The following is a 12,364-nucleotide window of genomic DNA, read 5'->3' as shown; positions in this document are numbered from 1 at the left end:
GTTACGGTTACTTACTGTTACTTGCTCTCGGCTGCGGTCGGATCGATGTAACACGAGCCGTTCAAGTATGACAAGCGCCAGTTGGGACTCGCCAGGGCGGGCATTGCGGTGTTAGCCTCCCTCGCCGGTGCGTACCGGCGGACGATCGCCGGCTGAGAAAGGGGCCCTGGGTGGTGCAGGACGGCTTCTCGGTGGCCTCGTCGCGCCCGGCGCGGATGCCCGCGCGGCCTGTCTCCAGGACCGCGGAGCCGATGGCCCCGCCCGCCGCGTCGGGCGCTCCACCTGCGACGACGCCCCGCCCGCCGCGTCATGCGGACGACGACGACGTGCTGACCGTCGACGAGTTGGTCTCCTGGCTGCGGCTGTCCGAGAGCACCGTGCTCAAGCTCCTGTCGGAGCGCGCGATCCCGGCACGCAAGGTCGGGCATCAGTGGCGGATCCGCCGCGGCCGGGTTCGTGACTGGTTGGACGGCCACGAGTGAGACCACGCGGGAACGAGAGAGAATCACCGCATCGGCACTTTGGTTGCTCTCGGTCTAGGGCACCCGCGGCCTCCGTGATTTTGATCTCGTCGCTGCTGGTGGTCACGGCCGGGTGCGGGGCGATCGGCGACGCCACCCAACCGCCACCCTCGGCGACCACCGGGCCTCCGCCGGGCGCCAGCCAGGCCCCCGGCCCCCCGCTCGCCACCGCGACGGCCGACCCTCAGGGCACGGTCGATCCCACAGACCCGGTCTCCGTGGCGCGGGACTGTTTCACGAAGTGGCAGTCGTTCGACGCGCGGACCGACTCCGGCCCGTCGGCCGGGGTCGAACGCGCCCGTGACTGTCTGACACCGGATTTCGCCGCGGAGCTGAGCGGATCCGGCGCCGGCGCCCCGGCCTCCGGCGAGCCCGGCACCGGCGGTCCGGCCGCCGACCCGCAGGCCGGACCCGCCTGGGACGAGCTGCGTGCCGCCGGCACGCGGTCGACCGTCACGGTGCTCGCCGCGACCCCCGTCGGCGGCGCGGACACGACCGCATCCGGGCAGGTGTCGCTCCTGCTCAACGTGCGCCGGGAGACCGTGACCGGTGACGGGCCGCCCGAGGTCACCGTCTCCACGCCCGCGGTGACGATGCTCGTCGGCACCGACGGCACCTGGCGCCTTGCCGGCGCCGACCTCGCGAACGCCGCCGGCGACGCGCCGGGCCGGTAGCGGCGAGACGGACGGGGGCGGCTGGGATGGCGCTGAGATCGGGCCGGCGGAGAAGCTGGCTGGTCTGGCTGGGCGTCGGCGGCTTCGTGACCGTCGCCGGAGCCTTCCTGCTGATCTCCGTCCTGATCCTGCTGATCGCCGCGCCTTTCCTGGACGACAAGAACATCGGTGGCCGCACGATCGTCAACTCCGAGGGCATCCCGGCGGAGTACGTCCAAATGATCATTGACGCGGCCAACGCGGCGGGGTGCCCCGAGGTCACGCCCTCACTGCTGGCGGCGCAGCTGCGCCAGGAGTCCGGGTTCAACCCCCGGGCGCAGTCGCCGGTCGGCGCGATGGGCATCGCCCAGTTCATGCCGGGCACCTGGGCCTCGCACGGCACCGGCGACGTGTGGAACCCGGTGGACGCCATCCCGGCCGCGGCGCGCTACGACTGCGCGGTGGCTGCGTCGGTCGCGTCCGTCCCGGGGTCGGGGCAGGAGAAGATGCTCGCGGCCTACAACGCCGGGCCCGGTGCCGTGCTCGCGTACGCCGGTGTGCCGCCCTACCCGGAGACGCGCAACTACGTGCGCACCATCCTGGCGCAGGCGCAGGTGTACGGCGACGCCCTCGACACCGGGGAGACGGTCTCCGTCGAGGCACTGGGTCCGGTGATCGACTTCATGCGCTCCCAGATCGGCAAGCCCTACGTCTGGGGGGCGACCGGACCGGGAGCCTGGGACTGCTCGTCGCTCGTCCAGGCCGCCTACCGGATGATCGGCATCTCCATCCCCCGGGTGACCACCGACCAGCTCGCCTTCGGCCCGCGCGTGTCGGGAGTCGACCCGCAGCCCGGCGACCTGCTGTTCATCCCCGGTTCGGACGGAACGGCCCTGGCTCCGGGCCATGTCGGCATGTACATCGGGAACGGGCAGGTCATCGCGGCGAAGGGAGCACGGTGGGGGGTCGTGCTCTCGGAGCTGTCGGACTGGACGACGGTCGTCGCGGTCACCCGTCCGCTGGCCCGCGACTTCTGACGGGAACGGGGCGGGTCAGACGGCCACGTCGGAGACGAAGTTGCTGAGGCCGTCGGCCACGGAGCCCAGCGCGCCGACCGCGCTGTGGATCACATCGGCTGCGTCTCCCGGCGAGTTGACCATGTAGAACAAGACGAAGATGGTCACACCCCACGGCCAGATCAGTTGCTTCATGTGGGTCCTCCCGAGGAGCTGTGGGCAGCCGGCGGCGTCGGCGACCGGTGCTGTTGGTAACCGTCGGCGGTTACCGACAGCACAGGTGTACTGACTTCGAGTAGCGGTCGCAAGAGGAACCGCCGTGCCACGGCGGGGTCCGCGCCGGGCCTACCGGTGGTCCTCCGGTGCCTCGATGTGGCGTCCTCGACGGGGGTGTGGCCTTCGTCCGGCCGCCGCCGGACCCGGCTGGCGTGGGCGGCGCCCGGATGCCGGGAACGCCTGTCGTCGCGCGAACACCGCCATGTGTCGGAAGACACAGAGTGGACAGTGGTTAGACCATCCGTAGCCAGTAGTCGGGCCGGAGGATCAACGGGTGTACTGATCCGTGTCGCTCCGGGCAGGTTGACGTCGACTCCCTGCTCGGAGCGACAGCCAGCCGTCCCGTCCGGTTACCTGGAGTAATGATCGCTCGGGTCGATCAGGCAGGAGGGATGCTCTGGGCGAAGCGGAAGACGTTGTCCGGGTCGTAGGCGCTCTTGACCGACCGCAGGCGCGGCAGGTTCGTCCCGTAGTACGCCTCCGCCCAGTTCCTGAGCTCCGGATCGATGTAGTTCTGGTAGGCCGATGCCGACACATGGGGCGCCATGGCCGCCACCGTGGCCCGCAGCCACTCGGCGTTGCGGCGGCGCAGGTCGGCGCTGTCCCGCACGTCGTAGCCGGCGATGTACTGCGCGCTGGCCAGCACGTCGCGGTGCACGAACGCCGTCTCCCCCGCCCCGACCCGGCCGATCGCGCCGCCCCAGGAGTCGAGGATGACCCCGCCGGAGCGCAGACCGGCCTCCCGCTGACGGCTCTCGATCGCGCCCAGCAGCGCCTCCGACCCGGCCGCGGACAGCGGCTCGGTGAGGAAGTTCGAGGCGGCGAGCTGGGCGACCCGTTCCAGGGCCCCGCCCGGGCTCCGCCCGGCGAGATGGCACTGCGCGACCGTCCGCCCCGAGCAGCCGGCCTCGATCAGCATCGCCTCCAGCGGTTCCCGCTGGGCGGCGAAGGTGGACGTCGGCGCGCTGCCCACGGCGTCGACCAGCTCCGCCAGCAGCGCCCGGGCCGACGACGGAACCCCGGGCGGTTCGCTGATCACGCCGCTGATCCGGATCGTGGGCGTCCCGGTCCCGTCGGGCGTCGGCGCGGTGGTGATGACACAGGTCGACCACAGTTCGTCCGGTGCGCCCGGGCGCAGGTTCCACTCCTGCCAGGCCGCGACGACGACGGCGGCCGCCGCCCACGGCCAGCGGTAGGTGAACAGGGTCAGCGGGGTCGCCCGGTGGGTGGCGAAGGTGAAGGACGTGACCACGCCGAAGTTGCCGCCGCCGCCGCCACGCAGCGCCCAGAACAGGTCGGCGTCGCGTTGGCCGTCCACCTGGATGATCTCGCCGGAGGCGAGGACCACCTCGGCGGCGAGCATCCGGTCGCAGGTCAGGCCGTGGCGCCGGCCGACGACCCCGATCCCGCCGCCGAGCGTCAGCCCGGCGATCCCGACCGTCGGGCAGGAGCCGGCCGGTAGCGCGGCGCCCGCTGCCGCGAGCTGGGCGTAGACGTCCACGAGCTGGGCGCCGGCGCCGATCGTCGCGATCCCGGAGCCGGGGGTTCCGGTGCCGCCGGTCGCGCCGCCCATCCCTGACCGGATTCCCGGGTGCACCGCGTTCAGGGTGGAGACGTCGAGGAGCAGGCCGCTCGTCGTCGAGTAGCCGCCGTAGCTGTGCCCGCCCGCGCGGGCGGTGAACGGGATGCCGGTGGACCTGGCGAAGGCCACACCGGCGGCCACATCGGCCGGGGAGGCACAGTAGGCGATCGCCCGCGGCCGGATCCGGTCGAAGGCCGGGTCGAAGAGCTGGCTGGCGGTGGGGTACTCGGCGCCGCCGGGCCGGACCAGCCGGCCGGAGAGCCGGTCGGCGAGCCGGCTCCAGTCCCGCTCGGTCGGCTCGCCGTTGTCGTCGTCGCCGCAGCCGGCGAGGCCCGCGCCGAGCCCACCCGTACCGAGCGCCACCAGGCCCGCCCCGGCGAGCCGCAGCGCCCCGCGCCGATCGAACATCCTGCCTGTCTCGTCCATCCCCGCCCGGCCCGTAGCACCTCGCCCGGACTGTTTACTCCTCCGCCTGCCGCAGAACGGTCGTCACGGTGCGGTCGAGGGCGATTCGCCGGACGACACCGTAGCTGCCCTCGCTCACGTACACGGCGCCGGAAGTGTCGACCGCCAGCCCCGTGGGGGAGGAGATGCGGGTCTCGGTGGCCAGGGCGCCGTCCGCGTCGTCCGCGGTGGACTCGTCGCTGCCGGCGAACGTCGTGATCTTACCGTCCGGAGTGACCATCCGGATCACGTTGTTGTACGTGTCGGCGATGTAGAGCTCGCCTGCCGGGCCGAGGGCCAGGTCCTGCGGGGAGGCGAGCAGCGCGTCGACCGCGGGCCCGTCGTCGCCCTCGTACCCGGACTGCCCCGGCTTGCCGGCGACGAGCGTGATCTTTCCGTCCTTCGTGATCCTGCGGACGGTGTGGGCGCTGCTGTCCGCGACGTAGAGGGTGCCGTCGTCGGCGAGTGCGAGCCCGGACGGCGAGGTGAGGGTGGCGTTCACCGCCGGCCCGCCGTCGCCGGCCGTACCCGACTCGTCGGCGTTGCCGGCCACCACCGAGATCAGGCCATCGGTGGTCACCTTGCGGACGCGGTAGCCGGCGGTGAGGTAGAGGGTGCCGTCCTCGGCGGCGACCACCGCCGAGGGACCGGACAGCTTCGCGCCGACGGCGCGGCCCGCTCCGCCGCCGAAGCCGGTGCCCGGCCCCGCGCCGGCGACCGTGGTGATGGTCGTGTCGTCGTTGACGCGGCGGACGCGGCCATCGTCGCTGTCGGCGATGTACACCTCGCCGCCGGGGCCGACCGCGACCCCGGCCGGCCCGATCAGGTTCGAGGCCACGGCCGGGCCGCCGTCGCCGAGCACGGGGGTGGGGGACGGGGACGGGCTGGCGCTGCCGGTGGCCGTCGCGCTGCCGGTGGCCGTGGCGCTGGGCACGGGAGCGGGCGGGCCGACCCCGGCGATCCGGGTGACCACGCCGTCCGTGCCGAGCCGGAGCACCTGGCCCTGGCCGGACGAGCCGCCGCCGTCGACGACGTAGAGGGAGCCGTCCGGACCGACGTCGATGCCCTCGGTGGTGTAGAGGCCCCTGACCTCCGCGGCGGCGCCGTTCCAGGCAGGGCGGTCGGGATCGTCGCCGGACCCGGAGACCCAGAACCCGATGCCGATCGCCGCGGCGAGGACGGCGAGGGTGGCGACCGAGGCGATCAGCGCCGTCGGGCGCCGCGGGCCGCGCCGGCCGCCGTTCGCGTGCCGCCGTCCGCCACCCGCCCGCCGGCCGCCGGCGCCGGCCTGATCGACCGCGGTGGGTGCCAGCGTCGCGTACGGACCGGAGCCGCCCCGGCCGGCCTGAGGCCGTCCGAGGTGCGCGGCGAGTTCTCCTGGGGTGGGGGTGGTCCCCTGGGTGTGGCCGGCGGCGGCGAGGATCTCGTCCGGCAGCCGCACCGGCACCTCGCTGGCCGTCAGCCAGCCTGGTCCGAAGACCGTGGTCGCCGCCGTGGCGAGCGCGAGCGCGAAGTCGCGGGCCGTCGGCGGGCGCCACCCCGGCTCCTTGGCGAGCGCCGAGAGAATCACCGCCGCCAGCGGCGGCGGCGCCTCGACCAGCGGCAGCGGGGCCACCGACAGGTGGTGGTGCAGCAGCGCGGGGACGGTCAGCCCCGACGGGAACGGGGTCCGTCCGGCGAGCAGCTCGTAGAGGACGACGCCGAGCGAGTAGAGGTCGGTGCCCGGCCCGAGGCGGCTCCCGGTGATCTGCTCCGGCGCCATGTAACGCGGGGTGCCGACGAGGCCGGTCGTGGTCGCCGCCGTGGTCTCGAGGATCTTGGCGATGCCGAAGTCGGTGACCTTGGGGATGCCGTCCCCGGTGAAGAGGAGATTGTCCGGCTTGATGTCGCGGTGCAGCACGCCCCGGTCGTGCGCGGCGGCCAGCGCGCTCGCCGCGGCCAGCCCGATCGCGCAGACGGCCCGCGGGTCGCGCATGGCCGGGCCGCGGTTCTTCAGGCTGCCGCCGGTGAGCTGCTCCATCACGAGCAGGCACAGGCCGTCGCGCTCGACGTAGTCGTAGATCCGCACGACGTGCGGATGGTCCAGCCCGGCGAGGACACGGGCCTCGGCGAGGAACCGCCCGCGCAGGTCGCCATCACTGCCGCTGTGGCCGTCGCCGCCCGGCTCCAGCAGGACCTTGACGGCGACGTCGCGGTCGATCAGCCGGTGCCGGCCGGCCAGGACGGCACCGAAGCCGCCCCGGCCGAGCTCGCCACCGAGCTCGTATCCGGTCAGGGCCGCGGCGACGCGGTTGGTGTCGACGAACGTCACGTGACGGCCCCCCACCGGGCCGCGTGCACTGCTCGCTGTCGGGTCATCTCCGCGCCGCCCTACTGCGCGACCGTCGTGATCGTCCCGTCCGGAGCGATGCGGCGCAGCCGGTTGTTGCCCGAGTCGGCGATGTAGAGCGCGCCGTCGGCGTCCTCGGCGACCGAGCTGGGCTCGTTGAACTGGGCGGCCGCGGCCTGGCCCCCGTCGCCGCCGGAACCCTCGGCCCCGGTGCCGGCGATCGTGGTGATCGTCCCGTTCGGGTCCACCTTGCGGACCCGGTTGTTCCCGTAGTCGGCGATGTAGATCTCCCCGCCGTTGCCGAGGGACACCGACGGGACGGAGAGCTGGGCCGCGGTGGCGGGGCCGCCGTCGCCGGAGAAGCCCTTCTGCCCGTTGCCCGCGACCGTGGTGATGATCCCGTCCTTGGTGATCTTCTGGATGGTGTTGCTGCCGAGGTTGGCGATGTAGAGCGTTCCGTCGTCACCCAGCTCGACGTCGTTCGGGCCGTCCAGCTTGGCCGCGGTGGCGGGGCCGCCGTCGCCGGAGTAGCCCTGGAGGCCGGTGCCGGCGATCGTGTTGATGATCCCGTCCGGGGTGATCTTCCGGATGCGGTGGTTGTCGTAGTCGGCGATGTAGATCGAGCCGTCCGGGCCGATGGCGACCTTCTCCGCGCTGTTGATCTGGGCGGCCGTGGCCGGGCCGCCGTCGCCGGAGAAGCCCGCGGTGCCGGTGCCGGCGATCGTGGTGATGATCCCGTCCGGGGTGATCTTCCGGATGCGGTAGTTCTGTGCGTCCGGGATGTAGATGTTGCCGTTCTTGTCCGGCACCGCGGAGCCGGGGCCGTTGAGCTTGGCGGCCGTGGCCGGGCCGCCGTCGCCGCTGTATCCGTCCGCGCCGGTACCGGCGAGGTCGGAGACCTCCCCGGTCCTGGCGACCTTCTGAATCCGGTCGGACGACAGGCTCGTGATGAACAGCGTGCCCTGCGGGTCGATCGCGACGCTGTACGGGCTGAGGCCCTGCACCGTCACCGGCGTTCCGGTGTAGGCGACACCGGGGACCGGGAGCACCGACACCTGGTCGCGGCCCGAACCGCTGTCGTCGCTGCTGCCGCCGCCCGACAGGCCCACGATGAGGCCGATGGTCAGCACCACGACCACGGCGGCGGCGACGGCGGCGAGGATCAGCGTCCGGTTGTTGCGGTTCGGGGGTCCCGGCTGGGGGCGGTGGCCGCCCATGGGCGGCCGTGGCGGGGCCTGGTGCGCGGGCGGGCGGGGCCCGGAGCCCTGCCAGCCCTGGCCACCGAAGTTCTGGGCGCCGGTGGGCCGCGGACCGCCCGGCCCCGGCTGGCCCGGGCCGGGCTGCCTGGGCTGCCCTGGCTGGCCGCCGTAGCCGGGGACGGGCCGCGGCGGCGGCGTGGAGCTGGGCGGGCCCATGGGGCCGGGGGGCCGGGGCGTCGCGGCGGGTGGCGTGAGCGGCATCGGCTGCGGGGTGGCCCCGCCGGGCTGGCCGTAGCCGCGCCAGCCGCCAGGGGGCGTTCCGGGAGTCGGCCCGGGCCGGCCCTGACCGCCCGGCACACCCTGCCCGGGCATGACCGGCGTGGCGCCGGGGAAGCCCGAGGTGGACGGATGCCCGCCGGTCGGGCGCATCTGCTGGTTGGGCCGGGGCCCGCCGGGCCCGAAGCCGCCGCCGACGGGCTGCTGCGGGCCGGAGCCCGGCACCGGGCCGCGGTAACCGGGGCCGCCCGGCTGCCCGGGCGCGTAACCGGGCCCGCCCTGCCCGGGCGCGTAACCGGGCCCGCCAGGCCTGCCAGGACCACCAGGACCCGGATAGCCGCCCGGGCGCGTGGCGGCCGGGAACCCGCCGGAGTTCCCGGAGGTGGTCGAGCCGCCGATCACGCCGCGGATCTCGTCGTCCACCCGCAGCTTGACGTCCGAGCGCGCCACCCAGTTCGGCCCGTACGCGCCGGTGCCGGCGCGGGCCAGCTCGAGGGCGAACTCGGAGGCGTCGGAGAAGCGGGCGCCCGGGTCCTTGGCCAGGGTCCGCATGATGACCGCCGAGATCGCCGGCGGCACCGTCGTGAGCGGGTCGGGCATCACGGTCAGGTGGTGGTGGGTCAGCGGCTGCACCGCCATCGGACGTCCGAACAGCGGCCGCTCGGCGAACATCTCGTAGAGGACGCCGGCCAGCGCGTACAGGTCGGTGGCGGGGAACAGCCGGGCGCCCATGATCTGCTCGGGCGCCATGTAGCGCGGTGTGCCCAGGATGGCGCTGGCCGTGGTCTCCGCGCCGTCGAAGATCTTCGCGATGCCGAAGTCGGTGACCTTGAGCAGCCCGGCGCCGTCGAACATGATGTTGTCGGGTTTGACGTCGCGGTGCAGCACGCCCTGGCGGTGCGCGGTGGCGAGCGCTGCCGACGCGGCGACGCCGACGGCGCAGATCGTCTCCGGGGAGAGCTTCCCGGCGGTCATCCGCTGCTTGAGGGTGCCGCCGGAGAGCAGCTCCATCACCAGCAGGCAGGTTCCCTCGTGCTCCACGTAGTCGTGGATGCGCACGATGTGCGGATGGTCGAGCTCGGCCAGGACGCGGGCCTCGGAGAGGAAACGGGCGCGCAGGTCGGGGTCGTCGGTCGTGTCAAGGAGGATCTTGATCGCGACCTTGCGGCCGATCAGCCGGTGCTGCCCGGCGAGAACGAGGCCGTAGCCCCCCTTGCCGAGGTCCCCCTCGACCGCGTATCCGGGGAGCGCCGCCTCCACGAGAGATCTGTCGATAAGCAAGGTCGGTTCCGTCCGTCACCGGCTGCCGGGGCGTCACCACGATCACCACGCGGTGGTGACATCCCGAGGGCCACATCGTGCGGGTCGTGCGTGGGCTGTCCCGCGTGTTGTTCGTACTAGTCGCCGCGCTGGATGGCGCTGGTTCCACCTCGGTTCATCGGGCGGGGTTCATCGGGCGGTTCATCGGGCGAGACGCGGTCGCGTGGGTGCACCGCGGTCTTTTGGTGTTCTTCGTCGCGTTCTCGGCGATCCTACGGCCTGTTCCCCCACATTCCGCCCCTCGCAGGGACCCGACGGGCGCGTCAGATGCGCGACTGCACCATGCTGGTCGTCGTCGACAGGTGTTCGGCCGTGTGGGCGCGCGGACGGCGCGGCACACGACAGCACTCCTCCGAGGAAGGGCCTCCAACGTCATGGCGAACACCGAGTCCACCGCCCTCGCCGCTGGAACGGTCGTCGACCGGACCCCGGAGTGGGCCGCGCTGGCCGCGCACCACGCGGAGATCTCCGGGGTGACCCTGCGGAAGCTCTTCGCCGATGATCCGGGCCGCGCCGATTCGTTCACCGTCGAGGCGGACGGCCTTCGGCTCGACTACTCCAAGAACATCGTCACGGCCCGGACGGTCGAACTGCTGCTCGCGCTGGCGCATCGCGCCGGCCTCGGCGCGCGCATCGAGGCGATGTTCGGCGGCGAGCGCATCAACGTCACCGAGAACCGGCCGGTGCTGCACGTGGCGCTGCGCACGCCGCTCGGAACCAGCATCCACGTGGACGGCGTCGACGTGGTGCCGGAGGTGCACGCCGTGCTCGACCGGATGTCGGCGTTCTGCGACCGGGTCCGCTCCGGGGTGTGGACGGGGGCGACCGGCGAGCACATCACGACCGTCGTCAACATCGGCATCGGCGGCTCCGACCTGGGGCCCGCGATGGCCTACCAGGCGCTGCGGGACTACTCCGACCGCTCGATCGCCGTCCGGTTCGTCTCGAACGTCGACCCGACGGACATCTGGGAAGCCACCCACGACCTCGATCCGGCCAGGACGCTCTTCATCGTCGCGTCGAAGACGTTCACCACGCTGGAGACGCTCGCGAACGCCCGCGCCGCGCGGGCCTGGCTCACCGCCGCGCTCGGCCAGGACGCCGTCGCGCACCATTTCGTTGCCGTGTCAACGAATGCGGAGAAGGTGGCCGAGTTCGGCATCGACACGGCCAACATGTTCGAGTTCTGGGACTGGGTGGGCGGCCGGTACTCGATGGACTCCGCCATCGGTCTCGCTCTGATGGTCGCGATCGGCCCGCACCACTTCCGGGAGATGCTGGCCGGATTCCACGCGATGGATGTTCATTTCCGGAACACCCCGTTCGAACGGAACCTGCCGGTTCTGCTCGGCGTGCTCGGGCTGTGGTACCGGGACTTCTTCGGCGCCCAGAGCCACGCCGTGCTCCCCTACAGCCAGTACCTGGACCGCTTCCCGGCGTACCTGCAGCAGCTGGACATGGAGAGTAACGGCAAGTCAGTTGATCTGGCCGGCCGGCCCGTACCGGTGCCGACCGGCCCGGTGGTGTGGGGCACCCCGGGAACCAACGGTCAGCACGCCTACTTCCAGCTCCTGCACCAGGGGACGACGGTCGTCCCGGCCGACTTCATCGGCTTCCTCGCGCCCAACCACCCCGGTGTCGGCGACGTCGACCAGCACGTCCTGCTGATGGCCAACTTCTTCGCCCAGACGGAGGCCCTCGCCTTCGGCAGGACGGCGGAGGAGGTCGCGGCCGAGGGGGTGGACGCCGGCCTCGTCCCGCACCGGACGTTCGCCGGAAACCGTCCGACGAACACCCTGCTGGCGCCGAAGCTGACGCCCTTCGCCCTGGGCCAGCTGGTCGCCCTCTACGAGCACAAGGTGTTCACGCAGGGCGTCGTGTGGGGGGTGAACAGCTACGACCAGTGGGGCGTGGAGCTGGGCAAGGTGCTGGCCGGACGGATCATCCCCGAGCTGGCCGACCCGTCGGCGTCCCCGCGGCACGACAGCTCCACCAACGCGCTGATCAACCTGTTCCGGTCGGTCTGAGCCGCGACCGCCCGGTCCAGTCCGGTCGCGGGCTGGGCTGGGCGTCGTCAATTAGTCATCAAGGTTTAACGATTCCTTGATCTATGTTACTCTCTGTAATCGACTCACGGGGTGGTGGCCCGTGCTGCGACGGATGGAGATCCCGGGGGGCGCACGCATGCGGGTCGACGCGACAGCCACGCGGATGACCGTGCGGCGGACCGGGGACGACGTCGTGATCGAGCTCGGGGGCGAGTTCGACACGGTCGGCAGGCTACGTTTCCGCGAGCAGGTCGGCGAGCTGCTGGGCCGGGGCGGCGGAGTGGTGACGGTGGATGTGGCCGAACTTCGGGCGATCGACATCGCTGGTCTCGCCGCCCTGCTCCGGGCGGATCTCCTGCTCCGTCGCGTCCACGCCGAGCTGCGTATTCGCGCGGCCGCGCCGGCGTTCGTCGAGCTCGTCCGCGAGACCGGGCTCGCCGGCCGGCTTCGCGTCGAGGAGGCCGGCCGCCGCCGCGGCCACTGAACCGCCGTCGAAGCCTTCGTCCAAGCCGCCGTGCAGGCCGCTGCTCGGGCCGTCGCCGCCGCCCGGCGTGATCCCCGCCGCCAGCGCGAGCGGCGGGCCCACCTCGGCGATCGTCCGCGCGGCGCGGCCGGTGACGGTGAGGCTGCGTTCGACCCGGCTCATCATCAACATCCCGGCCATCGCGAGAAGCGGGAAGCCGAGCATGATCAGAATCGC

9 protein-coding genes are annotated in these 12,364 nt (G+C 72.8%); 5 read left to right on the top strand and 4 right to left on the bottom strand.

Features of this window, described 5'->3' with window-relative positions; translation table 11 throughout:
• Positions 1-170: 170 nt before the first annotated feature.
• The 3 genes from AC559T_RS02665 to AC559T_RS02655 all read left to right on the top strand — a co-directional run bounded on the left by AC559T_RS02665 (position 171) and on the right by AC559T_RS02655 (position 2,211).
• A complete protein-coding gene (locus tag AC559T_RS02665) occupies positions 171-482 on the top strand; it encodes a helix-turn-helix domain-containing protein (RefSeq protein ID WP_235013835.1) in 312 nt (103 codons plus the stop codon).
• 74 nt (positions 483-556) lie between these two features.
• Positions 557-1,195 (top strand): hypothetical protein, encoded by a 639-nt coding sequence (locus AC559T_RS02660; RefSeq protein WP_498867616.1) that lies wholly within the window; start codon positions 557-559, stop codon positions 1,193-1,195.
• 26 nt (positions 1,196-1,221) lie between these two features.
• The gene (locus AC559T_RS02655) at positions 1,222-2,211 is read left to right on the top strand and encodes a C40 family peptidase (protein WP_112105634.1); all 990 of its coding nucleotides are present in this window, start codon (positions 1,222-1,224) and stop codon (positions 2,209-2,211) included.
• Positions 2,212-2,226: 15 nt separating this feature from the next.
• Here AC559T_RS02655 and AC559T_RS02650 read toward each other — a convergent pair whose 3' ends face one another.
• From AC559T_RS02650 to AC559T_RS02635, 4 genes are all read right to left on the bottom strand, one after another.
• Positions 2,227-2,385: a hypothetical protein gene (locus AC559T_RS02650; RefSeq protein ID WP_165938629.1), complete on the bottom strand. Its 159-nt coding sequence runs from the start codon at positions 2,383-2,385 to the stop codon at positions 2,227-2,229.
• Between the two features lie 460 nt (positions 2,386-2,845).
• The gene (locus AC559T_RS02645) at positions 2,846-4,474 is read right to left on the bottom strand and encodes an FAD-binding oxidoreductase (protein WP_498867615.1); all 1,629 of its coding nucleotides are present in this window, start codon (positions 4,472-4,474) and stop codon (positions 2,846-2,848) included.
• Positions 4,475-4,508: 34 nt separating this feature from the next.
• Positions 4,509-6,803, bottom strand: a complete 2,295-nt coding sequence (locus AC559T_RS02640; RefSeq protein ID WP_498867614.1) for a serine/threonine-protein kinase — start codon at positions 6,801-6,803, stop codon at positions 4,509-4,511.
• A gap of 59 nt (positions 6,804-6,862) precedes the next feature.
• Entirely contained in the window at positions 6,863-9,577 is a 2,715-nt protein-coding gene (locus AC559T_RS02635) for a protein kinase domain-containing protein (protein WP_498867613.1), read from the bottom strand.
• A gap of 413 nt (positions 9,578-9,990) precedes the next feature.
• Here AC559T_RS02635 and pgi point away from each other — a divergent pair, with 413 nt between their 5' ends.
• Together pgi and AC559T_RS02625 are read left to right on the top strand one after the other, a co-directional pair.
• Positions 9,991-11,643 carry a glucose-6-phosphate isomerase gene (gene pgi / locus AC559T_RS02630; RefSeq protein ID WP_498867612.1) on the top strand — a complete coding sequence of 551 codons (1,653 nt, stop codon included), beginning with the start codon at positions 9,991-9,993 and terminating at the stop codon, positions 11,641-11,643.
• A gap of 157 nt (positions 11,644-11,800) precedes the next feature.
• Positions 11,801-12,148, top strand: coding sequence for an STAS domain-containing protein (locus AC559T_RS02625; protein WP_498867630.1), 348 nt, complete (start codon positions 11,801-11,803; stop codon positions 12,146-12,148).
• The last annotated feature ends 216 nt before the right edge of the window (positions 12,149-12,364 follow it).

Source organism: Frankia sp. Hr75.2 (assembly GCF_949319125.1).
Classification (GTDB): domain Bacteria; phylum Actinomycetota; class Actinomycetes; order Frankiales; family Frankiaceae; genus Parafrankia; species Parafrankia soli.
The sequence above is the reverse complement of the archived record's forward strand: the minus strand, read 5'-3'. Positions and strand labels throughout refer to the sequence as shown.